The 24,529-nt window shown below is 66.3% G+C and carries 22 protein-coding genes; 11 read left to right on the forward strand and 11 right to left on the reverse strand.

Annotation, left to right across the window (positions count from 1 at the left end):
• Nucleotides 1-92: 92 nt before the first annotated feature.
• From KG104_RS03595 to KG104_RS03605, 3 genes are read left to right on the forward strand one after another with little or no spacing between them, the layout of a single operon-like run.
• Nucleotides 93-869, forward strand: a complete 777-nt coding sequence (locus KG104_RS03595) for an electron transfer flavoprotein subunit beta/FixA family protein (RefSeq protein WP_207347301.1) — start codon at nucleotides 93-95, stop codon at nucleotides 867-869.
• A gap of 11 nt (nucleotides 870-880) precedes the next feature.
• Nucleotides 881-1,873 carry an electron transfer flavoprotein subunit alpha/FixB family protein gene (locus tag KG104_RS03600; RefSeq protein WP_207347302.1) on the forward strand — a complete coding sequence of 331 codons (993 nt, stop codon included), beginning with the start codon at nucleotides 881-883 and terminating at the stop codon, nucleotides 1,871-1,873.
• Nucleotides 1,873-3,492: a cytochrome b/b6 domain-containing protein gene (locus KG104_RS03605; RefSeq protein WP_207347303.1), complete on the forward strand. Its 1,620-nt coding sequence runs from the start codon at nucleotides 1,873-1,875 to the stop codon at nucleotides 3,490-3,492. Before KG104_RS03600 ends, KG104_RS03605 begins: the two co-directional genes overlap by 1 nt.
• 56 nt (nucleotides 3,493-3,548) lie before the next feature.
• Here KG104_RS03605 and KG104_RS03610 read toward each other — a convergent pair whose 3' ends face one another.
• The 5 genes from KG104_RS03610 to KG104_RS03630 form a co-directional block, all read right to left on the reverse strand.
• A complete protein-coding gene (locus tag KG104_RS03610; protein ID WP_207347304.1) occupies nucleotides 3,549-4,271 on the reverse strand; it encodes an L-ribulose-5-phosphate 4-epimerase in 723 nt (240 codons plus the stop codon).
• Entirely contained in the window at nucleotides 4,268-5,962 is a 1,695-nt protein-coding gene (araB, locus tag KG104_RS03615; protein WP_207347305.1) for a ribulokinase, read from the reverse strand. Before araB ends, KG104_RS03610 begins: the two co-directional genes overlap by 4 nt.
• Before the next feature lie 91 nt (nucleotides 5,963-6,053).
• The gene (locus tag KG104_RS03620; RefSeq protein WP_104054984.1) at nucleotides 6,054-7,043 is read right to left on the reverse strand and encodes an ABC transporter permease subunit; all 990 of its coding nucleotides are present in this window, start codon (nucleotides 7,041-7,043) and stop codon (nucleotides 6,054-6,056) included.
• Between the two features lies 1 nt (nucleotide 7,044).
• Complete coding sequence (locus KG104_RS03625; RefSeq protein WP_104054985.1) at nucleotides 7,045-8,571, reverse strand: sugar ABC transporter ATP-binding protein; 1,527 nt, start codon at nucleotides 8,569-8,571, stop codon at nucleotides 7,045-7,047.
• An 83-nt stretch (nucleotides 8,572-8,654) separates the two neighbouring features.
• Nucleotides 8,655-9,614, reverse strand: coding sequence for an ABC transporter substrate-binding protein (locus KG104_RS03630; RefSeq protein ID WP_207347306.1), 960 nt, complete (start codon nucleotides 9,612-9,614; stop codon nucleotides 8,655-8,657).
• 206 nt (nucleotides 9,615-9,820) lie between these two features.
• Between KG104_RS03630 and KG104_RS03635 the strand changes: the two genes are divergently transcribed.
• From KG104_RS03635 to KG104_RS03650, 4 genes are read left to right on the forward strand one after another with little or no spacing between them, the layout of a single operon-like run.
• Nucleotides 9,821-10,885, forward strand: a complete 1,065-nt coding sequence (locus KG104_RS03635; protein WP_207347307.1) for a LacI family DNA-binding transcriptional regulator — start codon at nucleotides 9,821-9,823, stop codon at nucleotides 10,883-10,885.
• Nucleotides 10,882-11,874: a class I mannose-6-phosphate isomerase gene (locus KG104_RS03640; protein WP_207347308.1), complete on the forward strand. Its 993-nt coding sequence runs from the start codon at nucleotides 10,882-10,884 to the stop codon at nucleotides 11,872-11,874. The genes KG104_RS03635 and KG104_RS03640 overlap by 4 nt, the downstream gene beginning before the upstream one ends.
• A 57-nt stretch (nucleotides 11,875-11,931) precedes the next feature.
• Complete coding sequence (locus tag KG104_RS03645; protein ID WP_207347309.1) at nucleotides 11,932-13,350, forward strand: xylulokinase; 1,419 nt, start codon at nucleotides 11,932-11,934, stop codon at nucleotides 13,348-13,350.
• A gap of 46 nt (nucleotides 13,351-13,396) precedes the next feature.
• Nucleotides 13,397-13,654, forward strand: a complete 258-nt coding sequence (locus tag KG104_RS03650; RefSeq protein ID WP_104054990.1) for a hypothetical protein — start codon at nucleotides 13,397-13,399, stop codon at nucleotides 13,652-13,654.
• A 42-nt stretch (nucleotides 13,655-13,696) separates the two neighbouring features.
• Here the strand turns inward: KG104_RS03650 and KG104_RS03655 are convergent, their stop codons facing one another.
• Both KG104_RS03655 and KG104_RS03660 read right to left on the reverse strand, forming a co-directional pair.
• Nucleotides 13,697-14,137, reverse strand: a complete 441-nt coding sequence (locus KG104_RS03655; RefSeq protein WP_104054991.1) for an aldo-keto reductase family protein — start codon at nucleotides 14,135-14,137, stop codon at nucleotides 13,697-13,699.
• Between the two features lie 113 nt (nucleotides 14,138-14,250).
• Complete coding sequence (locus KG104_RS03660) at nucleotides 14,251-16,278, reverse strand: transketolase family protein (protein ID WP_237688658.1); 2,028 nt, start codon at nucleotides 16,276-16,278, stop codon at nucleotides 14,251-14,253.
• A 176-nt stretch (nucleotides 16,279-16,454) separates the two neighbouring features.
• On the opposite strand from KG104_RS03660, the gene KG104_RS03665 reads away from it, so the two are divergent.
• The 4 genes from KG104_RS03665 to KG104_RS03680 all read left to right on the forward strand — a co-directional run bounded on the left by KG104_RS03665 (nucleotide 16,455) and on the right by KG104_RS03680 (nucleotide 20,234).
• A complete protein-coding gene (locus tag KG104_RS03665) occupies nucleotides 16,455-16,904 on the forward strand; it encodes a PTS sugar transporter subunit IIA (protein WP_207347310.1) in 450 nt (149 codons plus the stop codon).
• Nucleotides 16,905-16,928: 24 nt separating this feature from the next.
• Nucleotides 16,929-17,201, forward strand: coding sequence for a PTS sugar transporter subunit IIB (locus KG104_RS03670; protein ID WP_104054993.1), 273 nt, complete (start codon nucleotides 16,929-16,931; stop codon nucleotides 17,199-17,201).
• A 59-nt stretch (nucleotides 17,202-17,260) separates the two neighbouring features.
• Nucleotides 17,261-18,784: a PTS ascorbate transporter subunit IIC gene (locus KG104_RS03675; protein WP_104054994.1), complete on the forward strand. Its 1,524-nt coding sequence runs from the start codon at nucleotides 17,261-17,263 to the stop codon at nucleotides 18,782-18,784.
• A gap of 241 nt (nucleotides 18,785-19,025) precedes the next feature.
• Nucleotides 19,026-20,234: an alpha-hydroxy acid oxidase gene (locus tag KG104_RS03680; protein WP_207347311.1), complete on the forward strand. Its 1,209-nt coding sequence runs from the start codon at nucleotides 19,026-19,028 to the stop codon at nucleotides 20,232-20,234.
• Nucleotides 20,235-20,239: 5 nt separating this feature from the next.
• Here KG104_RS03680 and KG104_RS03685 read toward each other — a convergent pair whose 3' ends face one another.
• The 4 genes from KG104_RS03685 to KG104_RS03700 are packed head-to-tail and all read right to left on the reverse strand — an operon-like array spanning nucleotide 20,240 to nucleotide 24,462.
• Nucleotides 20,240-21,055 carry a carbohydrate ABC transporter permease gene (locus tag KG104_RS03685; protein ID WP_207347312.1) on the reverse strand — a complete coding sequence of 272 codons (816 nt, stop codon included), beginning with the start codon at nucleotides 21,053-21,055 and terminating at the stop codon, nucleotides 20,240-20,242.
• Nucleotides 21,052-21,987 carry a carbohydrate ABC transporter permease gene (locus KG104_RS03690; protein ID WP_207347313.1) on the reverse strand — a complete coding sequence of 312 codons (936 nt, stop codon included), beginning with the start codon at nucleotides 21,985-21,987 and terminating at the stop codon, nucleotides 21,052-21,054. Before KG104_RS03690 ends, KG104_RS03685 begins: the two co-directional genes overlap by 4 nt.
• Nucleotides 21,962-23,332 carry an ABC transporter substrate-binding protein gene (locus KG104_RS03695; RefSeq protein WP_207347314.1) on the reverse strand — a complete coding sequence of 457 codons (1,371 nt, stop codon included), beginning with the start codon at nucleotides 23,330-23,332 and terminating at the stop codon, nucleotides 21,962-21,964. The genes KG104_RS03690 and KG104_RS03695 overlap by 26 nt, the downstream gene beginning before the upstream one ends.
• Nucleotides 23,333-23,382: 50 nt before the next feature.
• Complete coding sequence (locus KG104_RS03700; RefSeq protein WP_104054999.1) at nucleotides 23,383-24,462, reverse strand: PfkB family carbohydrate kinase; 1,080 nt, start codon at nucleotides 24,460-24,462, stop codon at nucleotides 23,383-23,385.
• Nucleotides 24,463-24,529 lie beyond the last annotated feature (67 nt).

A 24,529-nucleotide genomic window follows, 5' to 3' on the forward strand; every position in this document is an offset into this window, starting at 1 on the left:
AGGTCTCTGCTCCGCCCCTAGGCTGACGGTGATCAGACTTAGTGTTGCCCGCGGGATGGGCACCCGAAGCACCCGCACATGAAGGAGCCGTAATGAGAATCGTTGTCCTGGTCAAGGAAGTGCCTGACACTTACGGGGAGCGCAAGCTGTCTCTGGAGACCGGATTGGCCGACCGTGCGGCCAGCGACGCCGTCATGGACGAGATCGGTGAGCGAGCCCTCGAAACGGCCCTGGCTCATGCGGACAGCAGCCCGGGGACCGAAGTCATCCTGCTGACCATGGGTCCGGCGTCTGCCCAGGCGACGATTCGCAAGGGCCTCGCCGCGGGTGCCGGATCCGCAGTGCATGTGGCCGACGAGACCCTCCTGGGTGCGGACCTGGGCCTGACCTCGGAGGTGCTTGCAGCTGCGATTCAGAGAATCGGTGCTGATCTGGTTATCACGGGAAATCAATCCACTGACGGCTCCGGCGGTGTCATGGCAGCCATGCTGGCCGAACGGCTCGGCCTGCCCCAGCTGACGTTCCTGTCCTCCGTGGAACTTTCCGAAACCGAGGTCTCCGGTACCCGGATGACGGACGCCGGGGTGGCCCGGGTTTCAGCGGATTTGCCTGCAGCCATCTCCGTGACCGAAGCAATGCCTCCCTGCCGGTTTCCCAACTTCAAGGGGATCATGGCCGCCAAGAAGAAGCCGGTCGAAGTGCTCACTGCCTCCGACCTGGGTGTTGATGCTGAGCGCCTGGATGTTCCCCGATCCATCCTCACCCAGGTGGCCGCACGCCCTGCAAGGGGCACAGGCGTGAAGATCGTGGACGAAGGCGACGGCGGGCGGCTGCTGGCGGAGTACCTAATCGACAACAAACTGGCCTGAGGGGCACCATCATGACTGAATTTGCAACTGACTCCATCCTCGTGCTGCTGGACACCCTTCCCGGTGGAACTCTGGCAAAGAGTGCAGCGGCGCTCCTGGGTGCCGCGGACGGCATCGGTACACCCGTGGCCTTGCTGGCAGGCACGCCGGCTGAACTGGCGGAGGCTGCCGAGGCGGCTGCCGGCTTTGGCGCCGCACAGGTTCTGATGGCGGACACCTCCGCCGGCGCAGACGAAGTGACCGTTCCCGTCGTGGACGCACTGGAGGCCGCCGCACACCTCGTGAGGCCCGATGCCGTGCTGATCTCCAACTCGGTGGAGGGGCGGGACGTGGCTGGCCGGTACGCGGTGCGGGCCGGGACCGGGTTGGCCGTTGACGCCGTGGGCGTCTCGAGGGACGCCGAGGGCGTTGTGGCGCAGCACTCCGTGTACGGCGGTGAATACCTGGCCGCGTCTGCTCTGACCTTTGGAACTCCTGTGGTGACGATCCGCCAGGGGGCGGTGGAGGCCCGGGCCGCAGGACGTCCGCTGCAGCGGCAGGAGTTGGACTTCACCCTCCGCGGATCGCGTGCCGGCCGTGTGCAGTCGTTCGACCCGGCCGAGGTTCACACCTCCCGTCCGGAGCTGCGCGGAGCTGCCAAAGTGGTGTCAGGTGGCCGCGGTCTGGGATCGGCAGAACAGTTCGCGCTTGTCGAGGAGTTGGCCGACACCCTCGGGGCAGCAGTGGGGGCATCCCGGGCCGCCGTCGACGCCGGTTACGTACCCTACTCGCAGCAGGTGGGCCAGACGGGCGTGTCCGTTTCTCCCCAGCTCTATGTGGCGCTGGGGATTTCCGGCGCCATCCAGCACAAGGCTGGTATGCAGACCGCCAAGACCATTGTGGCCGTGAATCAGGACGCCGATGCGCCCATCTTCGAAGTGGCGGATTTTGGCGTGGTGGGTGATCTGTTCGCCGTGATTCCGCAGGCAATCAAGGAGCTGCAGGCGAAGAAGGCGGCCTCCTAGTGAATACCGCCGCCAAAGTTCAGCGCCGGGGGCTGCCCCGGCGGCCGGGAGGAGAATCCTGGCCCGACGTGGACGGGGTTGCGGCTGTGGGCGCGGCCCCGGCGAGGAAGCCCGATGCGCCGGCCATGGACGCTGTCGAACTGCCTGCACATCAGCCGCCCGCCGCAGCCCCGGCGGGCAGCCATCAGTCCCCTCCGAGCGCCGGACCGGTGACTGCCACCTCCGCTCCATTACGCCGCGGATTGCCCCGCAGCCCGGACGGCAAGCCGTGGCCTGCGGTCTCACCTGCGGCCTCAACGGTTACTGCCGCAACGGAGACGGAAGTGCCTGCCGCAGAATCCGCCGTCGAAGGTGCGCAATCACAGACTCTCAAAGGGCCGGGGGATGTGAGGACCGAAACCCAGCGGATACGGCAGGGGTTGCCCCGGATGGCCGGTGCCGGCTCCTGGCCGCTGGCGTCCGAAGTCAGTGTGCAGAAAGCAACTCTGTCCGCGCAGTCTGCTGCCGACCCGGCGCCTGTACCGGACGCGTCCGCGCACTCGGCCGCCCCCACCGGCCTGGATGCTCCTTCGATGGAGTCTGTGGAGAAGTCTTCGGTCGAGCCGATGGCGGAGTCCTCGCCGACCTCCAGCTCCGGGCCGGCGGATTCGGCAGTTCGCACTTCGGCGACGCCCGCGGAGCGCGGTTCTTCCACAGCACAGGGGATGCCTCGGCTGCCGAAACGGTGGGTCAGGCTTGGGCTGGCCGCTGCCGCGCTGGTGGTTTTTGCTGCCGCTGCCGTGGGAATCTCGCGCTGGTTCCTTGGCAGTGACAGGGGAGTGTCCTTCCTCGAGGCGTATCCGGGGGAGTATCACTTGCCGGAGGGTGCCCCCGTCGGTCTGCCTGCCTGGCTGGGGTGGCAGCACTTTATGAACGTGTTCCTCATGGTGCTGATAATCCGCTCCGGCCTGCTGATCCGGAAGGAAAAGCGGCCCGCCGCATACTGGACCCCGAAGGGACGAAACGGAGCGAAGGTCAGCCTGACGGTATGGTTCCACCAGTCCCTGGACCTGCTGTGGCTGGTGAATGGCGCCGTCTTCATCGTCCTGCTTTTCGCGACGGGCCAATGGATGCGCGTTATCCCCACATCCTGGGAAGTGTTCCCCAATGCTGCCTCGGCCGGTCTGCAGTACATGTCTTTGGACTGGCCTACGGACAACGGGTGGGTGAATTACAACTCCCTGCAGCAGCTGGCGTACTTTGCCACCATCTTTATTGCTGCGCCGCTCGCTGCGGCTACCGGCTTCCGGATGTCCGGGCTGTGGCCCAAGACGGCACCGAGGATGAGCCGGTGGTTCCCCATCGAAGCGGCGCGAAAAGTCCACTTCCCGGTAATGCTCTACTTTGTGGCCTTCATTGCCGTGCACGTCATCCTGGTTTTCGCCACAGGTGCACTGCGTAACCTCAACCATATGTACGCCGCGCAGGGTTCCACCGATCCCGCGGTGTATGCCTCCAACTGGGCCGGCTTTTGGTTGTTCGTCCTGTCGCTTGCCGTTATTGGTGCGGCGGTGGCGGCAAGCAGGCCGTTCATCCTGGCGCCGGCGGCGTCGCTGTTCGGCAAGGTCAGCTCCCGGTAAGAGGTGGGCGGCCAGCTGATTCGTTTAGCCGGCCGCCCGCTCCCGGTGCACTGTTCCTAGTGCTGCCCGTACACGTTCTGGTACCGGTTATACAGGGAGTCGATCTGCGCCTGCCCAATCGGCAGCGGCGCCCCGAGCTGCCGGGAAATGTGCACGGTCCGTGCCACTTCCTCACACAGCACCGCAGCCTTCACTGCAGCACGCGCATCGCGGCCCACCGTGAACGGGCCGTGGTTCTGCATGAGCACGGCGGGGGAGCGGGAGCCGGACAGGGTCTGCACAATGCCCTGCCCGATCGAATCATCGCCGATGAGCGCAAACGGCCCCACCGGAATTTCCCCGCCGAACTCGTCCGCCATCATGGTCAGCACGCAGGGAATGGCTTCTCCGCGGGCGGCCCACGCGGTGGCGTAGGTGGAATGGGTGTGCACCACGCCGCCGATGTGTTCCATGTGCCGGTACACGTAGGCGTGCGCGGCGGTGTCCGACGACGGCGCGAAGTCCCCTTCCACCAGCGTCCCGAACAAGTCGGTGACCACCATGTTTTCGGCGGTCAGGTCCGCGTAGGCCACGCCGGAGGGCTTGATCACCATCAGGTCCGCCCCGGGAACGCGGGCAGACACGTTGCCGGCCGTCCACACCACCAGCTCGCTGGCGGTCAGCTCCCCGTGCAGGGCCGCCACCTCCGCCTTGAGCCGGTCGACGTCGTCCCGCAGGTGTGCGGGAATGCCGGCTGCGGCACCGGCCGCGGAATCGGGAGTGGAAACGTGCTGGGTCATGACGAAACTCCAATCGGGGAGGTGGTGCGGCCGGCAACGGCGGCGCGGCGCATGGCTTTGAGCCGGTGCATTACGTTGTTGCCGCCGCGGCCAAAGTAGTCATGCAGCGTCCGGTATTCCTCGAACAGCTGCTGGTAGGCCCGGGCGTTCTCCGGGTCCGGGAGGTAGGCGTTGCGTTGCACGTTGCCCATGGCTTCGGCGGCGGTGCGGATGTCCGGATAGGCTCCGGCCGCCACGGCCGCGTGGATGGCCGAGCCCAGTGCCGGTCCCTGCTCCGAGGCGATCACGGAGATGGGCATGTTCAGCACGTCGCAGTAAATCTGCATCAGCAGGCGGTTCTTCAACAGGCCGCCGGCGACAGTCAGTTCGCGGACCGGAACGCCGCTGTCCCGGAAGGCTTCCACGATCACGCGGGTGCCGAAAGCGGTGGCTTCCAGCAGGGCCCGGTACATGTCCTCCGGCTTGGTGGCCAGGGTCTGGCCCACAAAGACGCCGGAGAGTTCATGGTCCACCAGCACTGACCGGTTGCCGCTGTGCCAGTCCAGGGCCAGCAGCCCGTGCTCGCCGATGGCCTGCCGGGACGCCACCTCGGTCAGGTACTGGTGCACGTCCAGACCGCGTTCCGCGGCGGCGGAGACGTAGGCCGGCGGAACGCAGGTGCGCACAAACCAGCCGAAGATGTCACCCACGCCGCTCTGCCCGGCCTCAAAGCCCCAGAGCCCGTCCACAATGCCGCCGTCCACGGCCCCGCACATGCCCGGCACGTCGGCCGGACCCTCGGCGCTCATCACATGGCAGGTGGAGGTGCCCATGATGGCCACCATCTGGCCTGGTTCCACGGCCTTCGCGGCCGGGGCGGTGACGTGGGCGTCCACGTTGCCCACCGCCACGGCAATGCCCTCGGGCAGTCCCGTCCAGGCCGCAGCCTGCGCCGAGAGGGTTCCGGCCGAATCGCCGAGCTGCCCGATCCGGTGTTCCAGCTTGTCAGTCACAAACCCGGCAAAGTCCGGGTTCAGGGCGGCCAGGAAGTCTGCGGAAGGGTAGCGGCCGTCCTGGTAGATGCCCTTGTAGCCGGCGGTGCAGGCGTTGCGCACGTAGCTGCCGGTCAGCTGCCAGACAATCCAGTCAGCGGCCTCCACCCAGTGCTCCATGGCGGCATAGACTTCCGGATCCTCTTCCAGGACCTGCAGACCCTTGGCGAATTCCCATTCGGAGGAAATCAGCCCGCCGTAGCGGGAGAGCCAGGGCTCGCCCCGCTCGGTCGCGAGTTCATTGATGCGGTCCGCCTGCGCCTGGGCGGCGTGGTGGCGCCACAGTTTTACATAGGCGTGCGGACGGTTGGCGAAGCGGGGCTGCTCACACAGCGGCACGCCGTCGGCCGTCACCGGCACCATGGTGCAGGCCGTGAAGTCGGTGGCCAGCCCCACCACCCGGGCAGGATCGATGCCGGCTTTGCGCACGGCCTCGGGGACCGCGTGCTGCAGCACCTGTACGTAGTCGCGCGGCACCTGCAGGGCCCACTCCGGCGGCAGCTGCGGGCCGCCGTCGGGCAGTGCGTCGGTGAGAACGGCGTGCGGATAGGGATAGGCGGCGTCGGCGAGCTCGGTGCCGTCGGACACCCGGACCACCACGGCCCGGCCGGAGAGGGTGCCGTAGTCGACACCGATGACATAGCTGTCTGCAAGATTCATGGTTTGTCCTGGACATGAGAAGGATAGGGATAAAACGCGGGCCCGCCCCCTGCCTCAGCAGGGGACAGGCCCGGACGTGCAGGAAAAGGGATCAGGCGCGCTTGAAGTTCTTCAGCCCGTCGATGCCTACGGCGAGGACAATCACAATGCCCTTGACCACCAGCTGGTAGAAGAACGGAACGTTCATCAGCACCAGCCCGTTGCTGAGCACGCCGATGATCAGGGCACCGATGAGGGTGCCCACAATCCGGCCGCGGCCGCCGGCCAGGGCGGTGCCGCCGAGGACGACGGCGGCAATGGCGTCCAGTTCGTAGCCTTCGCCGGCCTTGGGCTGGCCGGATTCCACGCGGGCGGCGAAGATGACGCCGGCCAGGCCGGCGCAGGCGCCCATGATCAGGTAGACGCGGACCAGGGTCCACTTGACCTTGATGCCGGCCAGGCGGGCGGCTTCGGCGTTGCCGCCGATGGCGTAAATGTGCCGGCCGAAGGTGGTGCGCTCCAGGACAAACCAGAGGACGGCGTAGACCGCGATCATCAGGACCACCGGCGTCGGAATCCCGGCAATGCCGCCGTTGCCCAGGGCGCGGAAGCCGAGGTCGCTGGCGATCAGCGGCTGCGCGTCGGTGAGCGAGTAGGAGAACCCGCGGATGTAGGTCAGGGCGCCGAGGGTGATGATGAATGCGGGCAGGCCTAGGTAGGCAATCAGGCTGCCGTTGATCAGGCCGGTGGCAGCGCCCACCACAATGCCGCCGAGGACGGCGACGATGGCGGGGGCGCCGGCGGTCCAGAGCAGGATGGAGCTGACGCCGGTCAGGGCGACGACGGAACCCACCGACAGGTCAATGCCGCCGGTGAGGATCACCAGGGTCATGCCGGCAGCGAGGATGGCGTTGATGGAGACGGCGCGGGCCACGTTGAGGCCGTTGTCCACGCTGAGGAAGTTCGGCGCGAACATGCTCATCATCACCACGAGGATGACCAGCACGGCCAGGATGCCGTACCGGTCCCAGAGCCAGGGCAGGTCCGGGCCTTTCTTGGCGGCGGGAGCGGAGGAGGACGGGTTTTTTGTAAGTGTGGACATGTTACTTTTCCCCCAGGAGCTGGGATTCGGCGGATCCTTCGGTGGCAACGCCGGTGGCGTACATCATGACGGATTGTTCGGTTGCTTCTGCACGGCTGAATTCCTTCACCAGCTGGCCGTCGCGCACGGCGAAGACGCGGTCGCTGATGCCCAGTGCCTCGGGCAGGTCGGAGGAAATCACCAGCACCGCCACGCCCCGGGCAACCAGGTCATTGATGATGCGGTAGATCTCCTGCTTGGCGCCGATATCGACGCCGCGGGTGGGTTCATCGAGGATGAGCACCTTCGGTTCGAGCATCAGCCAGCGCGAAAGCACCACCTTTTGCTGGTTGCCGCCGGAGAGGCCGCGTACCAGCTGGTCGATGGAGGTGCTGCGCACGCGCAGGGAGGCAACTTCACCCTTGACGGCGTCGCGGAGGCTGCGCCGTTTGATGAGGCCGGCGGAACTGAACTTCCCGAAGGTGCTCATGGCGGCGTTGTCGCGGATAGACATGTCAAGGAACAGGGCCTGTTCCTTGCGGCTTTCCGGCAGCAGGCCAATCCGGTGGGCGATGGCGTCGCCGGGGCTGCTGATCTGCACCTCGTTGCCGTCGATGCTGACGGTGCCGCCGGTCTTGGCGTCGGCGCCAAAGATCATCCGGGCCAGTTCGGTGCGGCCGGCACCGACCAGGCCCACCAGGCCCACGACTTCGCCGGCACGGATGTCCAGATCCACGGGGCCAATGCCCTTGCCGTTGGTCAGTCCGCGGACGGACAGGACGGTGGCGCCCGGCTCCCGGTCCTCGTGGACGTAGAGATTGTCGACGTCGCGGCCCACCATCCGGTTCACGATGTCTTCGGGGGTGGCTTCGCTGCGGCCGGTGGTGGAGACCCAGCGGCCGTCGCGCAGCACGGTGATCCGGTCCGAGAGTTTCCAGACTTCTTCCATCCGGTGGCTGATGTAGGCCAGGGCCATGCCGCGGCCGCGCATGTCCTCCACCAGTTCGAAGAGCCGTTCCGCTTCGGCCTGGGAGAGGGAGGCGGTGGGTTCGTCCAGGACCAGGATCTTGGCGTTTTCGGCGACGGCGCGGGCAATTTCCACCATCTGCTGCATGCCTACGGAGAGGCGGCCGATGGGCAGGTCTACCGGAATGTCGGCGCCGATCCGGTCCAGTTTCTCCCGGGCCGAGCGGCGCAGTTCCCTGCGGTTGAGGATGCCGCCGCGGTTCGGCTCGCTGCCCAGGGACAGGTTCTCCGCCACGGTCATGTCCGGAACGGTGTTCAGTTCCTGATGGATGATGGCGATGCCCTTGGCCAGGGCGTCGCGGGGGTTGGCGATGGAGATCTGCTCGCCGTTGAGCTCAATCGTGCCTGCATCCGGGGTGTACACGCCGGACAGGATTTTCATGAGGGTGGACTTGCCGGCCCCGTTTTCCCCCATCAGCGCGTGAACTTCGCCCGCATGCAGTTCCAGGTGAACGTCTTCGAGGGCTACGGCGCCGCCGAATTTCTTGCTGACTCCGCTCATGCGCAGTAATGGATTAGTCATTGCATTGCAGCCTTTGTGTGGTGCGGTGGGGAACGACGGCGGCCGGTGACGGCCGCCGTCGTCGTTGATACTGCCGGGCCTTGTTACTTCCAGCCCTTGTAGGACGAGAGGTTCGCGGCGTCAACCAAAGAGCTGGGCACCAGCACGGTGTCCTCTTCTAGGGTTTCGCCGGCGCGCAGTTTCACGGCCATTTCCAGCGCGGTGGAGCCGAGCAGGTTCGGGTCCTGGGCGGCGGTGCCCTTGAACATGGAGGTTCCCTTGCCCATTTCAGCCACGGCCTCGGGGGAGCCGTCCACGCCGGTGATGATCAGGTCCGTTTTGCCGGCCTGCTGGGCGGCCAGGTTGGCGCCCAGCGCGGTGGGGTCATTGACGCCGAAGATGCCCGCGATGTTCGGGGACGCGGTGAGCATATCGGTGGTCAGGGTCAGGGCCTTCTCGCGGCCGTTGTCACCGTTCTGCTGTCCGACCACCTTGACGTCCGGCGCGGCGGCCAGGGCTTCCTCGCAGCCGGTGACGCGGTCCTGGATGGAGGTGGTGGGGGTGCCGTCCACAATCAGGATTTCGCCCTTGCCGCCGATCTGCTCGATCAGGCTTTCGCAGGCCAGCCGGCCTGCCTGCACGTTGTCCGTGGTGACGGTGGCTTCAGCGTTCTTGGCTCCCACGTCCACGGCGACGACGGTGATGCCGGCGTCGCGGGCACGCTGGACGGCGGGCCCAACGCCCTCGGAATCCACCGCGTTGATCAGCAGTACATCGATACCCTGCTGGATGAAGGCATCGATCTGGTCATTCTGCGCGGCAAGGTCCTGGCGCCCGTCCTGTGCGGAGAAGGTTGCGCCCAGATCCTTGGCGGCTGCCTCCACGCCGTTCTTCATCGAGTTGAAGAACGGATTGCCCAGGTCCTGAACCATCAGGCCCACTGCCTTGACCTCGGTGCTCTGCTCGCCGCCGGCCGAGGCGTTCATGTCCTCGGTGCAGGCGGAGAGGGAGAGGGCGCTCAGTGCCAAGGCTCCGAGCAGTGCGGCGCTCTTGAGTGCCTTCATGTAGATACTCCTTTGTAGTCTCTTCTGACGCGTCCGGACGGCGGGCGTAATCCGGCTCCGCAGCGTCCGCTTCTTCGCGGAGACCAGGGCCGAGGGAGTGACGCACGACATTCGGACAACGTTGTCCCGTCATGTTATACATGTGAGACAACGTTGTCTAAACCACACACTTCAGCAACAGCCACGTCACGCAACAAGGGGGTCACATGAACGCCGACAGCCATCACCAGGGGCGCCGACCCACTATGACGGACGTGGCGCAGCGCGCCGGAGTCAGCCTGAAAACCGTGTCCCGGGTGGTCAACGGCGTGCAGAGCGTGGATGCACAGATGGCCAGCCGCGTGCAGGAGGCCGCCGAGGAGCTGGGCTACCGGCCCAATTTCGCTGCAGCGGTGCTGCGCTCGGGCTCCAGTACCGCCACCATCGGGCTGCTCATCAAGGACCTGCGCAACGAGTTTTACGCCACCATCGCCGCAGCGGTGGCTGACGTTGCCCGGGCCAACGGCTTTCAGCTGATCACCTCCTACTCCGGAGAAAACGCCGACGACGAGCTCGAGGCGGTGCAGGACCTGTGCCGCCGCCGGGTGGACGGGCTGCTGATTGTGCCCACCTCCGGAGACCACGCCGGCCTGCAAAAGGAAATGGACCTGGGCACGCCCATGGTCTTCCTGGACCGCCGCCCCGAAGGGCTGGACGCGGACGCGGTGGTGCTGGACAACTTTGCCGGCGCCCGCGCCGGCGCCGGGCTGCTCCTGGACGAGGGGCACACCCGGATCGGGATCCTGATCGACACCCTGAAGATGCCCACCATGGGCCAACGGCTCGACGGCGTCCGCCAGGCCTATGCGGACCGCGGACTGCCCTTCGACGAGTCCCAGGTGGTCCACAACGTGGCCACACCGGAAAAGGCCGCGCGGCGGATGGACGCCATCCTGGCGGAGGAACAGCCGCCCACCGCCTTCTTCTGCGGCAACAACCGCTCGGGGGTGGGAGCACTGCGCGCGCTCTGGGCCCACCGCCGCGCCGAACCCCTGGTCTGCTTTGACGACTTCCACCTCTCCGACCTCATGCCGCGGCCGCTGACGGTGATCAGCTACGACAACTACGCCCTGGGCGCGCTGGGAGCCGAACTGCTCTTCCGCCGGATCCGCGGCGAGGACTTTGACCCTGAAACCGTAGTGCTCCCCACGCAGCTGAGCCGCCGCGGCACCAGCACCGACTGTCCGCCTGACCCGGGCACCGCAAGCCAGCCAACCGAAGGAATCCAGTGACTGCCCCGATCTTTCTGCCCAGCAACCAGCCCGCGGACAGGTTCTACCGCGGCGGCGAAAAAATCCGTGCCTTCCGCGGCACCGCCGCATCCGGTGAACGGGTTCCCGAGGACTGGGTAGGGTCCACCACCACCCTCTTCGGCGAACCCGTGCTGGGCCTGAGCGAAGTTTCGACGGGCCGGCTGCTCCGGGACGAAATCAGTGCCGACCCCGCCTCCTGGCTGGGCCCGGAGCACCTGGCCCGCTACGGCGCGGACACCATGGTGCTGGTCAAACTGCTCGACGCCGGGCAGCGGCTGCCGGTGCACCTGCACCCCGAGCAGGATTTCGCCGCCGAACACCTGGGCCGCAGGCACGGCAAGGCCGAAGCCTGGTACATCCTGGAGGGCGGCTCGGTGCACCTGGGCTTCAACCGGGCGGTCAGCGCGGAGGAACTGCGCAGCTGGGTGGACTGCCAGGAGGTGGAAGCCATGCTGGCCGCCATGCACCGCGTGGACGTCCGCCCCGGTGACAGCGTGTACGTGCCGCCGGGCTGCCCGCACGCGATCGGCAGCGGGATTTTCCTCGTGGAGGTCCAGGAGCCGGAGGACCTCTCCATCCTGCTGGAGTGGAAGGACTTCGCGATCGAGGGCACCACCCAGGGCCATCTGGGCCTGGGCTTCGACACGGCACTGCAGGCTACGGACACTCGCGCGCTCAGTACGGCGGACCTCGACGCGCTGGTGGTGCGCGGCGGCACCGGCGACTCCACCCTGGCGGCCGCCGCCGGTCCATATTTCCGGGCCGAGCGCACCGACGTCGCCGGCACTGCCGTCCTGGACCCCGGGTTCAGCGTCCTGGTGGTGCTGGACGGCGCCGGAACCCTGACCACGGCTGACGGCGCCTGGCCGCTTGCCGCCGGCGACACCGTACTGCTGCCGTTTTCCGCCGGCGAACTGCAGGTGGCGGGCACCCTGTCGCTGATGCGCTGCCGGCCGCCGCGGGCCTGAACTGCACCTGCCCGCTTTTCGCCGTCATCCTTCCGCTTTCCCTGAAAGGTCCAAGCCATGCCCCTGGTCGCCGGAGTGGACAGCTCCACGCAGTCCTGCAAAATTGTCATCCGTGACGCCGAAAGCGGAGCCGTGCTGCGCCGAGGCACCGCCCGGCATGCCCCCGGCACCGAAGTGGATCCGGAGTCCTGGTGGACCGCGCTGCAGGCAGTCGTCACTGCGGCCGGCGGCATCGAGGACGTGGCCGCCATTGCCGTATCCGGCCAGCAGCACGGCATGGTGTGCCTGGATGCGGACGGCGCCGTGGTCCGCCCGGCCCTGCTCTGGAATGACGTCCGCTCCGCCGCCGCGGCCCGGGCCATGATCGACGACGCCGCAGCCTCCGGTGGGCTGGACGGCGCGGAGTACTGGGCCCGGGCCACCGGGACCGTGCCGGTGGCGTCCATTACTGCCGCCAAGCTGCGCTGGCTGGCGGAGAACGAGCCCGAAAATGCGGCCCGCACCGCCGCCGTCTGCCTGCCCCATGACTGGTTGAGCTGGCGGCTGGCCGGCTACGGCCCGGGCTCCGGCGCCGCCGGTCTTGCCGCTTTGTGCACCGACCGCTCCGATGCATCCGGCACCGGTTACTGGTCTCCGGCCACCGGGAAGTACCTGCCGGAAGTGCTGGAGCAAACCCTCGGCCACGTTCCGGTGCTGCCCCGGGTGCTGGGACCGCTGGAAGCGGAACTGCGCACGCCGGCCGGGCAGCTGATCGGTGCCGGCAGCGGGGACAACGCCGGTGCTGCGCTGGGCGTGGGCGCGGAAGTGGGCGACGTCGTCGTCTCCGTAGGCACCTCCGGAACGGTTTTTGCGGTATCAGCCGCACCGACGTCGGATCCCACCGGCCTGGTTGCGGGCTTCGCCGACGCCACCGGCCACTACCTGCCGCTGGTGTGCACCCTGAACGGATCCCGGGTGCTGGACGCCACTGCGGCCCTGCTGAACGTGGACCTGCCTGCGCTGACTGAACTGGCGCAGGCCGCCGGCGACGGAGCCGGCGGCCTGACCATGGTGCCCTACTTCGAGGGTGAACGCACACCCAATCTGCCCGACGCCACCGGATCCCTGCACGGCATGACGCTGCAGAACTTCACCCCGGAAAACCTGGCCCGCGCGGCCGTGGAAGCCATCGCCTGCTCGCTGGCTGACGGTCTGGCCGCCCTGACCGCCGTCGGGACCGACGTCCGCCGGGTCATCCTCGTGGGCGGTGCCGCCCGGTCAGCCGCGCTGCAGCACGCAGTATCGGCGGTCTTCGGGCTGCCCGTGACGGTTCCCGAACCCGACGAATATGTGGCCAACGGCGCCGCCAAGCAGGCCGCCGGAGTGCTGGCGGGCAGCTGGCCGCAGTGGGCACAGTCCGGCACCAGCACTGTGGAAGCCGCTCCGGCGCCTGAGATCCTGCAGCGGTACCGGGCGGCCGCGGCCACCGTCCGGTGACGCTGCAGGCCTGAGCTGGCTCCGAGGCCACGGATAGGATTGACGCATGAGCTCAGAGGAAGTCGCATGCGTCATCTGTGGGCGTCCCGGGGTACTCACCTGGACGATCGACGGCGCGGCCGGTGCCGGCGTCGTCGATTTGTGTGTTGTGCACAGCAAGCCACTCACGGACGCCTTGGCCGCAGCGGCAGCAAAGCCGCGGAGCGAAGAAGCATCCGGGCAGAAGGCGCCGGAGCTGCCGCGGCGGGTGGCCCGGCGCGCGTCCTTTGAACCCCTGGACTGGGCCCCGCCGGCCGGCAGTTGAAACCGTCTGCCGGGACGCTGCTGCGTCCCGGCCGTACGGCGCTTAGCCGGCGGCTGTGCCGGGTTCCCTAATCAGCCACTGATCCGCGTCGGTGCGGGGGACGTAATAGAAGCCGCCCTTCCTGCTGGCTGCGTTGGGCGGTGCGTCCTTGTGATAGTTCACCACGACGTCGTTGTCGGCGAGCTCGCGAAGCCAATCAGCGAGCAGCCGATCTTCTTCCGGACTCAGTTTTCCGCCGCTCTTCTGCTTGGCGATGGCGCGGAAGCGGTCCATGACGGCGGTGGTCTTGTGCTCGTCCGCGATCTCCCAGGGCAGGACATCCTTGTACGTTGCCCGTTCCTTGGTGAAGCCGGCGCGGTCCAGGGCCCTCCAGACTGCAGCCTCAGTGACTCCGTACTGTTCGGCGATATCGATCAGGCGCAGGCCCTGTTTGCGGAGCTGGCGAAGGGTGGTGCTGTCGGGGAGCTTGCGTTCTGCGGGCAATGAATTTCCTTTGTTTCAGTGAACGTTGTTGCAAGATCTAAGTTAAACCTTCGGGGGCTTGAAGGTCAAGTCGTAGATTTGACCGTATCGCCGTGTTGCTCCCCGGACGGAGGTTATCCCCGCAGGGTTTCCCGGGCCGCAGCAAGGACGTTGTCCAGATGGATGCCGCGAAGATGCAGAATTTCGCTGCCCGAGCCGGACTCCCCGAACCGGTCGATGGAAACCACCCGGCCGCCGCTGCCGGCCCACCGGTACCAGGCGTCTCCGCGTCCGGCTTCGACCGTCACCCGGGCTGTCAGCCGGGCCGGGAGGACATGTTCGCGGTAGTCCGGGTCCTGCTCGCTGAACCATTCAACGCAGGGCATGGACACAACGCGCGAAGAAATGCCTTCGCCTTCGAGGACCTGCGCGGCCTCGACGGCGAGGGAGACTTCGCTGCCCGTGGCGATGAACGCCAGATCCTCCCCGCCGCCGTTCTGCCAGCGAACATATCCGCCCCGGCCGGCGCCGTCGTCGGCCGCCAGCGCGAACGGCAGAACGGGAAGCTTCTGCCGGCTCAGGGCAAGTGCCACCGGCCGGTCCGCAGACGCGAGCATGCGTCTCCACACGGCGAGCACTTCCACGGAGTCTGCGGGCCGGACCACATCCAGCCCGGGGACGGCCCGCAGCGAGGCGAGCTGTTCCACGGGCTGGTGCGTCGGCCCGTCTTCGCCCACCGCCACGGAGTCATGGGAGAAAACGTAAATCACCCCCAGCCCCATCAGCGCCGCGAGGCGAATGCTGGGACGCATGTAGTCGCTGAACACGAGGTAGGTGGAGCCAAAGGGCCGCCACGGTCCGTGCAGGGCAATGCCGCTCAGAGCCGCCGCCATGGCATGTTCCCGAACACCGAAGCGGATGAACTCACCGGACGGGTTCTGCGCGGAGAACGGTTCGCCGGGAACGGCCACGCTGGTGGAACCGCTCAGATCCGCCGAACCGCCCCAGAGAGCTGCAGTGGACCGCAGAGCCTGGAGAACCTCACCGTTGGTGGTGCGGGTGGCGATGAGGTCGCCTTGATTCCCCGCTGAAACTCCTGACAGCGCCGATGCATCGACTTCACCGGCGCGGAACCTGGTCCACCGCTCGGCGTCACCCGGGTGCTCCGCCGCCCACTGACCGTAGGCGCGTTCCCACTCGGAATACTGGTGGGCTCCGCGGTGGGTGGCCTTGCGGGTGTGCCGCAGTAACTCGTCGTCGACCAGGTCCTTGAGTCCGGCGTCGGGGGCATACCCCAGTGCTTTCTTCACCTCCGCCACTTCCTCGGCTCCGAACCCGCCGGAGTGGGCGGCAGGCGTGCCGCCAAACTTGCGGGAGGGAGCACCGATAACCGTCTTCACGGCAACAAAGGTGGGCCGGCCGGTCCTCTCGGCGGCCTGTCGAAGCACGGCTTCAACGGTGTCGAGATCGGTGATGTCGTCAATTTCGAGAACCCGCCAGTTGTACGACGCGTAGCGGGCGCGGACATCTTCGGAGAACGTTTCGCTCGTGGGGGAGTCGATGGTCACGCCGTTGTCATCCCAGATCATCACCAGGTTGTCCAGGCCCAGGGTGCCGGCGAGGCTCGAGGCTTCGGCCGATATGCCCTCCTGCAGGCAGCCGTCACCGGCAAGCGTCCAAACGGTGTGGTCCAGAAGGTCGGAACCGGGAGTGAAGACCGCCTGTTCATGGCGTGCGGCCGCTGCCATGCCGACGGCGGAGGCCACACCCTGCCCCAGCGGCCCGGTGCTCATTTCGACGCCGGGAGTGTGGTGAACCTCCGGGTGCCCCGGAGTCTTCGATCCCAGGGAACGACCGGCGGCCAGATCGGCCAGCGTCAGCCCGTAGCCCGTAAAGAAAAGCTGGATGTACAGCAGGAGGCTCGCATGTCCTGCGGACAGGACAAAGCGGTCCCTGGCAGGCCAGTCCGGGTGTGCGGGACAGTGGCGCAGGACCCTGGAGAACAAGACATAGGACAACGGCGCCATCGCCATGGCGGTTCCGGCGTGCCCGTGCCCCTTTTCCTGCACCAAGTGAGCGGGAATGGCCCGGGCAGCTGCGACCGCCCTCTGATCCAGGGAAAAATCGGACCCGGACTGTTCAGGCAAGCGGTTCTCAGTCACACCGTCACTGTGGCGCCGCAGCCGGACATAAGTCAACGGGGCGCGGATCCCCCGGGTTTTTTGGGGGCGAAGGCCCACTTGTCCTGAGTTCCATGGACAACGCTTCGTCACGATGGCACGGTGAAGAACGATGCATGGATCAGGACCTCCCAGTTTCCTAAGGATTCACCGTGGCCATGAACCTCGAAAATTCACTGTTTTCCATCAACCTCAAGGCGCCCGCAGCCGACTGGCGGGACGCGATTCGCCTGGCGGGCGATGGACTTGTTGCGGCCGGAGTCACCACCGGGGACTACACCGACCAGATGATCGCAGCAGTTGAAGAACACGGTCCGTACATCGTCATTGCTCCCGGTATAGCCCTTGCCCACGCGCGGCCCTCCGAAGCTGTCCTGAAGGGCGGGCTGAGCTGGGTAAGTCTCAAGGATCCGGTCAACTTCGGCCACGCGAAGAATGACCCGGTGACCCTGGTGATTGGCCTGGCCGCCACGGACCACACCGCACACATTGAAGTTCTCAAGGCGCTCGCCGGGGTCCTTGCCAACAAGGAACTCCGCGGCAGGCTGGAAGCGGCGACCACGGAAACGGAAGTGCGGGACCTGCTGAAAAGTTTGGACACCAACTAATCGCTCTCGATGGAAAGGCACCCCATGAAAATAGTTGCCGTTTGCGGCATGGGCATTGGAACCTCGGTGCTGTTGAAGATGAACGCGGAACAGGTCCTGAGGGACCTCGGCGTGGAAGGCGACGTCGAAGCAGCCGACATCGGTGTTGCCAGGGGCGCAGCCCAGTCCGCGGACATCGTCCTGACGAGTGATGAGCTCGCAGGGGAGATCGGCGAGGTCCCGGCCAAAGTGATCATTATCGACAACTTCGTCGACATGGACGAAATCAAAGAGAAACTCTCAGCAGCCATCGAATAGCCGCGTTCCCTGCCACCTAAAAGGCGTTTGCTGCCACCCCAAAAAAAGGAGTGCCTACGATGGACTGGCTTGTCGTCATTTTGAATTTCATCGGGCAACAAATTCTCAACGTACCGGCCTACCTCATTGGCATCATCACCGCTATCGGCCTGATCGCACTGCGCCGCAACTCCGGCCAGGTGGTGGGTGGGGCGCTGAAGGCCGCCCTGGGCTTCCTGATCCTCGGTGCGGGAGCAACGGTGGTGACGAACTCCCTGGATCCCCTCGGAACGCTCATCCTCGCGGTAACCGGTGCGCAGGGTGTGATTCCCACCAACGAGGTCATCACGGCTATTGCCCAGGAGGACTTCGGTGCCCAGAGCGCCTATGTCCTGACGCTTGGTTTTTTGGTGATGCTGTTGCTTGCCCGGTTCACGCCGCTGAAGTACGTCTTCCTCACGGGACACCACATGGTTTTTATGGCCACCATGCTCACCGTGGTGCTGTCGGTCGGTCTGGGCGAAGACCTGAGCTGGCTGGTGGTGATCATCGGAGCGGTTCTCCTGGGCGTTGTCATGGTGGTGATGCCGGCCTTTGTCCATCCCTGGACCAAAAAAGTTACCGGTAATGACACCATCGCCATCGGACACTTCGGAACTCTCGGATACATTGCGGCCGGTGCCGCAGGCCAGGCGGTGGGCCGCCGCAGCAAATCGACCGAGGACATCAAATTCCCGCAGGGCCTACGTTTCCTCCGGGATTCCATGGTGGCAACCGCTCTGTCCATGGTCCTGATCTACCTCGTCTTTTCCATTTGGGGTTTGATAGCTCTTCCCCGTGACGAGGCACTGGCCATCTTTGACGTTGCCGATGCCGGGGCGTTCATCATGGCCGGTTTTGGTTTGGCACTTCAGTTCGGCGTGGGCGTGGCCATCATTCTTTACGGTGTGCGCACCGTTTTGGGGGAGCTGGTTCCAGCGTTCCAGGGAATCGCCAATAAAGTTGTTCCCGGTGCCAAGGCGGCCCTGGACATCCCCATCGTTTTTCCCTTCGGTCAGAACGCTGTACTGATCGGGTTCCTCAGTTCATTCGCGGGCGGTCTGGTTGCCCTCGGGCTCCTGGCTGTTTGGCTCAACCCGGTCTTTGGGCTCGCCCTGATTCTTCCCGGCATGGTGCCCCACTTCTTCACCGGAGGCGGCGCCGGCGTTTACGGCAACGCCACCGGCGGACGCCGAGGTGCGATGGCCGGCGGCTTCATCAACGGGGTCATCATCACGATCCTGCCCGCAATCCTGCTCCAGGTGCTCGGCGAATTCGGTTTCGCGAACAGCACCTTCGGCGATGCGGACTTCGGCTGGTTCGGAACCATCATTGGGCTCAGCCTCCGGACCGGGACTGCAGGCGGAATTGTTCTCACCGTCCTGATCGCGTTGGTGCTCGTGGTCGCTGCGAGCATCTACCAACGCAAGGTCGTGGATGCGGGCTGGGTTCCCGGGGCCAAACGCGACAAATGGCTTGAGGAAGAAAAGGCAGCCGAGAAAGCACGTGCCGATGCCGCCAAAGCTGCCGCCAAGGATGCTGCCGACAAAGAGAAGGACGTGTAAACAAGGCAGTACTGCGCTCCATAAAGACAGGCAGAAGAAATATCAGCAATAAGCGGCCGTTGGCTATGCGGAATCCGAACAGGATCTGCGTAGCCAACGGCCGCTTTGGTGCGTGGTGCCACTCCCGGCTTGGACCCGCTGCCGCACCCGCTTGAGGACGCCGCAACACAGGCGAAATGAATAAGGTGCTGCACGCCCGTCATGCTTACGCTGGCCTTTCCGGACGTGAGGAGCACCAGCCATGAAACGCAGAATTCCCCAGTACAAAGAACTCCGAGACCTGGTCCAGTTCAAACCCTTTGATCTGGACCGGCGGCGGGCACGGCTGGCGAAAGCCACCAATGTCTGGGAACTGCGCGACATCGCGAAGCGGCGGATTCCCGCGGCAGCCTTCGACTACGTGGACGGCGGCTCGTTCGGCGAGCACGCCCTGAACCGCAACCGCGCCGCGTTCGATGACGTCGAATTTGTTCCGCACGTGCTGCGCGACGTCACCGGCGTGGACCTGCGCACCAAGATCGCCGGCACGGAGTCGGCGCTGCCCGTGGGCATCGGGCCCACCGGCCTGACCCGGCTCATGCACACTGAAGGCGAGATCGGAGGAGCCCAGGCCGCGGCCGCGTTCGGCATTCCGTTTTCACTGTCCACCATGGGCACGGCCTCGATCGAGGAGCTCGCCGCTGAAGTGCCCGACGCCGCCAAATGGTTCCAGCTCTACCTCTGGAAGGACCGCGGCCGGTCCCGGGAACTGGTGAACCGTGCCGCCGCCGCAGGCTACGGCGCGCTGATCGTCACGGTGGACACCCCCGTGGCTGGCGCCCGGCTGCGGGACACCCGCAACGGCATGACCATGCCGCCCACCCTCACGCCCAAGACCGTCCTGGACGCGTCCTACCGGCCCGAGTGGTGGTTCAACTTCCTCACCACCAAACCGCTGGGTTTCGCGAACTTCGAGGGCGAGCGGGTCTCCCTGGCAGAGACCGTCAACACCATGTTTGAGCCCTCCCTGAACTTCGAAGATCTGGGATGGCTGCGCGAGACCTGGCCCGGAAAACTGATCGTCAAGGGCATCCAGTCACCACAGGACGCGGTGGAATCCTTCGCCCGCGGCGCCGACGCCATTGTGGTGTCCAACCACGGCGGCCGGCAGTTGGACCGGGCCCCGGTGCCGCTGCGGATCCTGCCCGAGATCCGCTCCGCCGTCGGGCCCGACGCCGAAATCATTCTGGACTCGGGCATCATGTCCGGCGGCGACATCGTGGCCGCGATCGCCGCCGGGGCTGACTTCACGCTGATCGGCCGGGCCTATCTCTACGGGCTGATGGCCGGCGGCCGGCAGGGCGCCGAACGGACGCTGGAGCTGCTGCGCACCGAAATGACAGTGGTGATGCAGCTGCTCGGGGTCACCAGTTTGGCCGAGCTGACGCCGGAGCATGTGCGCCGGGTCTAGGCGCCTTATTCCTTGACCGCCCCTTCGAGCATGCCCTTGATGAAGTGCCGCTGCAGGATGAAGTAGAGCACCACCACGGGCAGCGCCACCAGCACGGCACCGGCTGCCAGCAGGGCGGTGCCCTGCGTGTACTGGCCCTGGAAAAACGCCAGGCCCAGCGGAGCCGTGCGGAACGCGCCGGTGGGGGACATGACCAGGGGAATCAGGAATTCGTTCCAGGTCCACATGAACACCAGCACCACCATGGTGGTGATTGCCGGGCGGCCCATGGGCATCAGGATGGACCACAAAATGCGTCCCGGGGAGGCGCCGTCCATCCGCGCCGCGTCCACGATCGCCGGGCTGACGCCGCGGAAATAGGTGCGCATCCAGTACGTCCCGAAGGCCACCGACTGCGCCACCTGCGGCATGGCCACCGCCCACACCGTATCCGTCAGGCCCAGGGCCCGCAGGTCGAAGAAGAGTGGAACCACTATGGCTTCGGCCGGCACCATGATGCCCAGCAGGAACAGGTAGAACAGGGCCTGGCTGCCGCGGAACGTCATGGTGCCGAAGGCGTAACCGGCCAGCACCGAGAGCACCACGGTCAGGGACACCACAATCACAGCCACCAGGACCGAGGTCCCCATGTACTGCCCGAAGCGGCCCTCTTCCCAGGCCGCCAGGAAGTTGCCGGGATGAAAGGCTCCGTCCCGGCCCGCCGCGGCATCCCGGGGGCCGAAGGCCTCCGCCAGGATGGTCAGCATGGGCGCCAGGACCAGCAGGGAAAAGACAATCAAAACGGCATAGTTGAGGAAGCGTTCAGTGCTGCTGACCTTCACGGGTTCCGCTCTCCGATCCGGTTCACAACCGCGGTAATGGCAAAAATCAGGACGGTCAGGGTGACGCCCACGGCGGCTGCGGATCCCACCTCGCCCAGCTCAAAGGCCCGCCGGTACACCTCATAGCTGGGCACCGTGGTGGAACTGCCCGGTCCGCCGCTGGTGGTCACGTAAATCAGGTCAAAGGTCTTGAGCGAGGCCACAATGGTCAGGGTCAGGGCCACGGTGATCTCGGCCCGCACCGACGGCACGATGATGGCGAAAAACTCCCGCATCGCTCCGGCGCCGTCCAGCCGGGCGGACTCAAACTGCTCCACCGGAATGCGCGCCATTCCCGCCAGCAGCAGCACCGTCACCAAACCGGTGGACACCCAGGTCCCAATGAGCCCGACGGCGGGAAGCGAGAAGGTGTAGTCGCCCAGCCAGGGGCGGGTCAGGGCCTCCAGCCCCACAAACCGCAGAAAGGTGTTCAGGGTGCCGTCGGGAGCGTAAATCTGCCGCCACGCCACGGCCACCACCACCATGGCAATGACCTGGGGCAGGAACACGATGGTGCGGAACACGGACAAACCGTGCACCTTTGCCCGGGTCAGGACCGCCGCGAGCACCAGGCCCAGGCAGACGGGCAGAACGGCGTAGAAGAAGATGAACACCAGTGCGTGGCCAAAGGCGGAGCGCAGCCGGTCGTCGGAGAAAATGTCCGTGTAATTCTCCAGGCCCACAAAGGTGGCCAGCGTCAGTCCGTCCCAGTCGAACAGGGACAGATGCGCCGCCCGGCCCAGCGGATAGAGCATGAACGCCGCGTAGACGAGGAACGCGGGCAGGATAAACAGGTACGGCACGTACCAGCGCCCGCCGCGGCCGGTGCGGGACTTGCCGCCCCGGCCGGCCGCCGCCGTCGTACTCTCAGCCCGCGTTAGTGAAGTCGGCATAATCCGTTTCCAGGGCCTGGGTGAATTCCTGCGGGGAAACCCTGCCGTCCAGCACGCCCTGAAGCGCCTCACCCATGGTGTCCGCCATGGTGGGGGTGGCGTAGTCCAGATAGGGGAGCAGCGCGCCGTCGGCGCTGACGGACCCGAACTCGGAGTAAACGTCCTGCAGCACGCCCGACTCCGGGGCGTACTTCTGCGTGTCAACGACGGGCAGGTTGCCCGTTTCGGCCAGGATGGCCATGGCCTCGTCGCTGGTGATGAAGTTGATGTATGCCGCGGCAAGGTCCGGGTTTTCGGATTCGCTGGTGACCGTGAACGGCAGCCCGGTGCCGCCGGTGGTCTTGGGCGCTTCACCGGCGGCATCGGCGGGGACAAAGAATCCGACGTCATCGCCCATGGCGTCCTGCAGGTCCGCGGCCAGCCACGAACCTCCCATGAGGAACACGCCGTCACCGGCGGCGAGTGACTGCCACGCGGCGTCGTAGTCGGTGCCGTTCACGCCGTCGTTGAAATATCCCTTGGACTGCCAGTCGGCCAGTTTCTGCGCCGCGGCCTCGTTTTCCGGCGTGGTCCAGGACGCGCCTGCGTTGCCGAAGCCCAGCTTCTGCACGTCCTCCGTGGACACCATGGATCCCTGCACCGGTCCGAACACGTGCAGCGCCGGCCACTTCTCAATGTTGCCCAGCAGCATCGGCGTCTCGCCGGCGTCCTTGGCGGTTTCCATCGCCGCTTCAAAACCCGCCCAGTCCTCGGGCACGTCCAGGCCCAGCTCGGCCAGTTTGGACTTGCTGTAGAAAACGCCCACCACTTCGCCCACCTGCGGCAGCCCGTACAGGCTGCCGCTGCCGAAGGTCTTGCCGTCCTCGCTGTACTTCGAATACTGCAGCACGCTCGCCGGGTAGCGGTCCTCCCAGCCGTATAACCCGGCCCAGGGATCAAGCGGCAGCAGCTGCCCGGCGGCCACAAAGGCACCCATGGCGTTGCGGCCGTTGTTGGCCTCGACCACGTCCGGGGCGTCGTCACCGCTGAGCGCCAGCCGCAGCGTGGTGGCCAGATCGTCGAAGGACTGCGAATTCCGTTCAATGGTGATGTTGGGGTACTTGGCCATGAACGCCTCGTTGAGCTGGGTCATCTGCTCGTTCTGGCCGCCGCGCACCTCCTGGTCCCAGACCGTGAGGGTCTGCTCGCCCATGGCCGAGACATCGGTCTGGATGGTGGCGCTGGGGTCGCGTTCCTCGGGGGCGTCACTGCCCGATCTGGGAGTGCAGGCGGTGAGGGACAGGGCGGCGGCGGACAGGGCGGCAGTAAGCCCCATGCCCAGTCGGCGACGGCGGGAAGTAGTCATGGAATCTTCCTTACTGGACAGGCGGCTAAAGATGAGCCGGGATGCGGTGTTCATGAAAAGGCCTCCACCTCGGTGAGCAGGCCAAAGGTTGCCTCCGCGCGGCGGACGGCGTTTTGGGCTTTGTCGGTCAGGACCTCATCGAGGAAGCCGTAACGGCGGACGACGTCGGCGGCCTCCTCGCCGCGGGAAGCGCTGGCTTTGGCGGCTTTCCACCAGTCCACGATGTCGCCCCAGCCGGGCGCGGCAAGGGAACCGCCGAAGTGCTGCACGGCCAGGGCCGAACACAGCGAAGCGAAGAGCAGCCGCTGGCGCAGCGGCCACTGGTCCAGGGTGCCCACCACCATGGCGGCAGCGAACACGTCACCGGCACCGGTGGGATCCAGGGCGTTGACGCGCAGGCCCGGCACGGAGGCGGTTTCACCGGTGGAGGCATCGGAGGCAATGGCCCCGGCGGCGCCCTTGGTGACGACGGCGAGCGGAACCTGGTCGGAGAGCTTCCCCAGGGCATCCTCTGCGGAGTCCGTGCGGGTGTACGCCATGGCCTCAATGTCATTGGGCAGGAAGGCATGGCACAGGTGCAGATCCGCGAGCACGGCCGGGTCCCACGCCCCCGAGGGATCCCAGCCCACGTCCGCGAAGACCAGGGTTTCGCCCGTGCCGTAGTCCTTCCACCAGGGCTCCTGCCCGTCCGGCCGGACCAGTTCGCCAAAGACGGCGCGGGCGGGCGGGGGAACACCGATCAGCTCCCGCTGCGTCACGGGGATGGGATGGCCGTGGGTCACCATGCTCCGGTCGCCCTGCCAGGAGAGTGACACAGTGACGGCGGAGTGCCAGCCGCGGAACGTGCGGGAACGGCCGAGGTTGATCTTTTCCTGCTCGGCAAGCAGTGTCCAGGCCCACGCACCGTAGGCGTCGTCACCGAATCCTGCAGCCAAACCGGTGTCCAGTCCCAGCCGGGAGGCGGCCACGGCAAGGTTGGCAATGCCGCCGGGGAGCGAGCCCATGCCGTCTGCCCACACCTCGGTTCCGGGCCTGGGGGCGGCGGGGAGTCCGGTAAAGACGATGTCGAAGAACAAGGACCCGGTGAGGAACAGGTCCAGTTGCGCTTCGGAGCTGCCGGCAGTTGTCACCCGGTTCCTCTTCCTTGTCCTTGTCCGCAGTCCTGCGCCGGCATCTGTGGCGGCTGGGCTGCAGGAG

This window comes from Arthrobacter sunyaminii, from assembly GCF_018866305.1.
Classification (GTDB): Bacteria; Actinomycetota; Actinomycetes; order Actinomycetales; family Micrococcaceae; genus Arthrobacter_B; species Arthrobacter_B sunyaminii.

Bases quoted from the DNA above. Each gene is read 5' to 3' on its own strand.
- KG104_RS03595 (WP_207347301.1), top strand. From the start codon at position 93: ATGAGAATCGTTGTCCTGGTCAAGGAAGTGCCTGACACTTACGGGGAG.
- KG104_RS03600 (WP_207347302.1), top strand. From the start codon at position 881: ATGACTGAATTTGCAACTGACTCCATCCTCGTGCTGCTGGACACCCTT.
- KG104_RS03610 (WP_207347304.1), bottom strand. From the start codon at position 4,271: ATGACCCAGCACGTTTCCACTCCCGATTCCGCGGCCGGTGCCGCAGCC.
- araB (WP_207347305.1), bottom strand. From the start codon at position 5,962: ATGAATCTTGCAGACAGCTATGTCATCGGTGTCGACTACGGCACCCTC.
- KG104_RS03620 (WP_104054984.1), bottom strand. From the start codon at position 7,043: ATGTCCACACTTACAAAAAACCCGTCCTCCTCCGCTCCCGCCGCCAAG.
- KG104_RS03625 (WP_104054985.1), bottom strand. From the start codon at position 8,571: ATGACTAATCCATTACTGCGCATGAGCGGAGTCAGCAAGAAATTCGGC.
- KG104_RS03630 (WP_207347306.1), bottom strand. From the start codon at position 9,614: ATGAAGGCACTCAAGAGCGCCGCACTGCTCGGAGCCTTGGCACTGAGC.
- KG104_RS03635 (WP_207347307.1), top strand. From the start codon at position 9,821: ATGAACGCCGACAGCCATCACCAGGGGCGCCGACCCACTATGACGGAC.
- KG104_RS03645 (WP_207347309.1), top strand. From the start codon at position 11,932: ATGCCCCTGGTCGCCGGAGTGGACAGCTCCACGCAGTCCTGCAAAATT.
- KG104_RS03650 (WP_104054990.1), top strand. From the start codon at position 13,397: ATGAGCTCAGAGGAAGTCGCATGCGTCATCTGTGGGCGTCCCGGGGTA.
- KG104_RS03665 (WP_207347310.1), top strand. From the start codon at position 16,455: ATGAACCTCGAAAATTCACTGTTTTCCATCAACCTCAAGGCGCCCGCA.
- KG104_RS03670 (WP_104054993.1), top strand. From the start codon at position 16,929: ATGAAAATAGTTGCCGTTTGCGGCATGGGCATTGGAACCTCGGTGCTG.
- KG104_RS03675 (WP_104054994.1), top strand. From the start codon at position 17,261: ATGGACTGGCTTGTCGTCATTTTGAATTTCATCGGGCAACAAATTCTC.
- KG104_RS03680 (WP_207347311.1), top strand. From the start codon at position 19,026: ATGAAACGCAGAATTCCCCAGTACAAAGAACTCCGAGACCTGGTCCAG.
- KG104_RS03690 (WP_207347313.1), bottom strand. From the start codon at position 21,987: ATGCCGACTTCACTAACGCGGGCTGAGAGTACGACGGCGGCGGCCGGC.
- KG104_RS03695 (WP_207347314.1), bottom strand. From the start codon at position 23,332: ATGACTACTTCCCGCCGTCGCCGACTGGGCATGGGGCTTACTGCCGCC.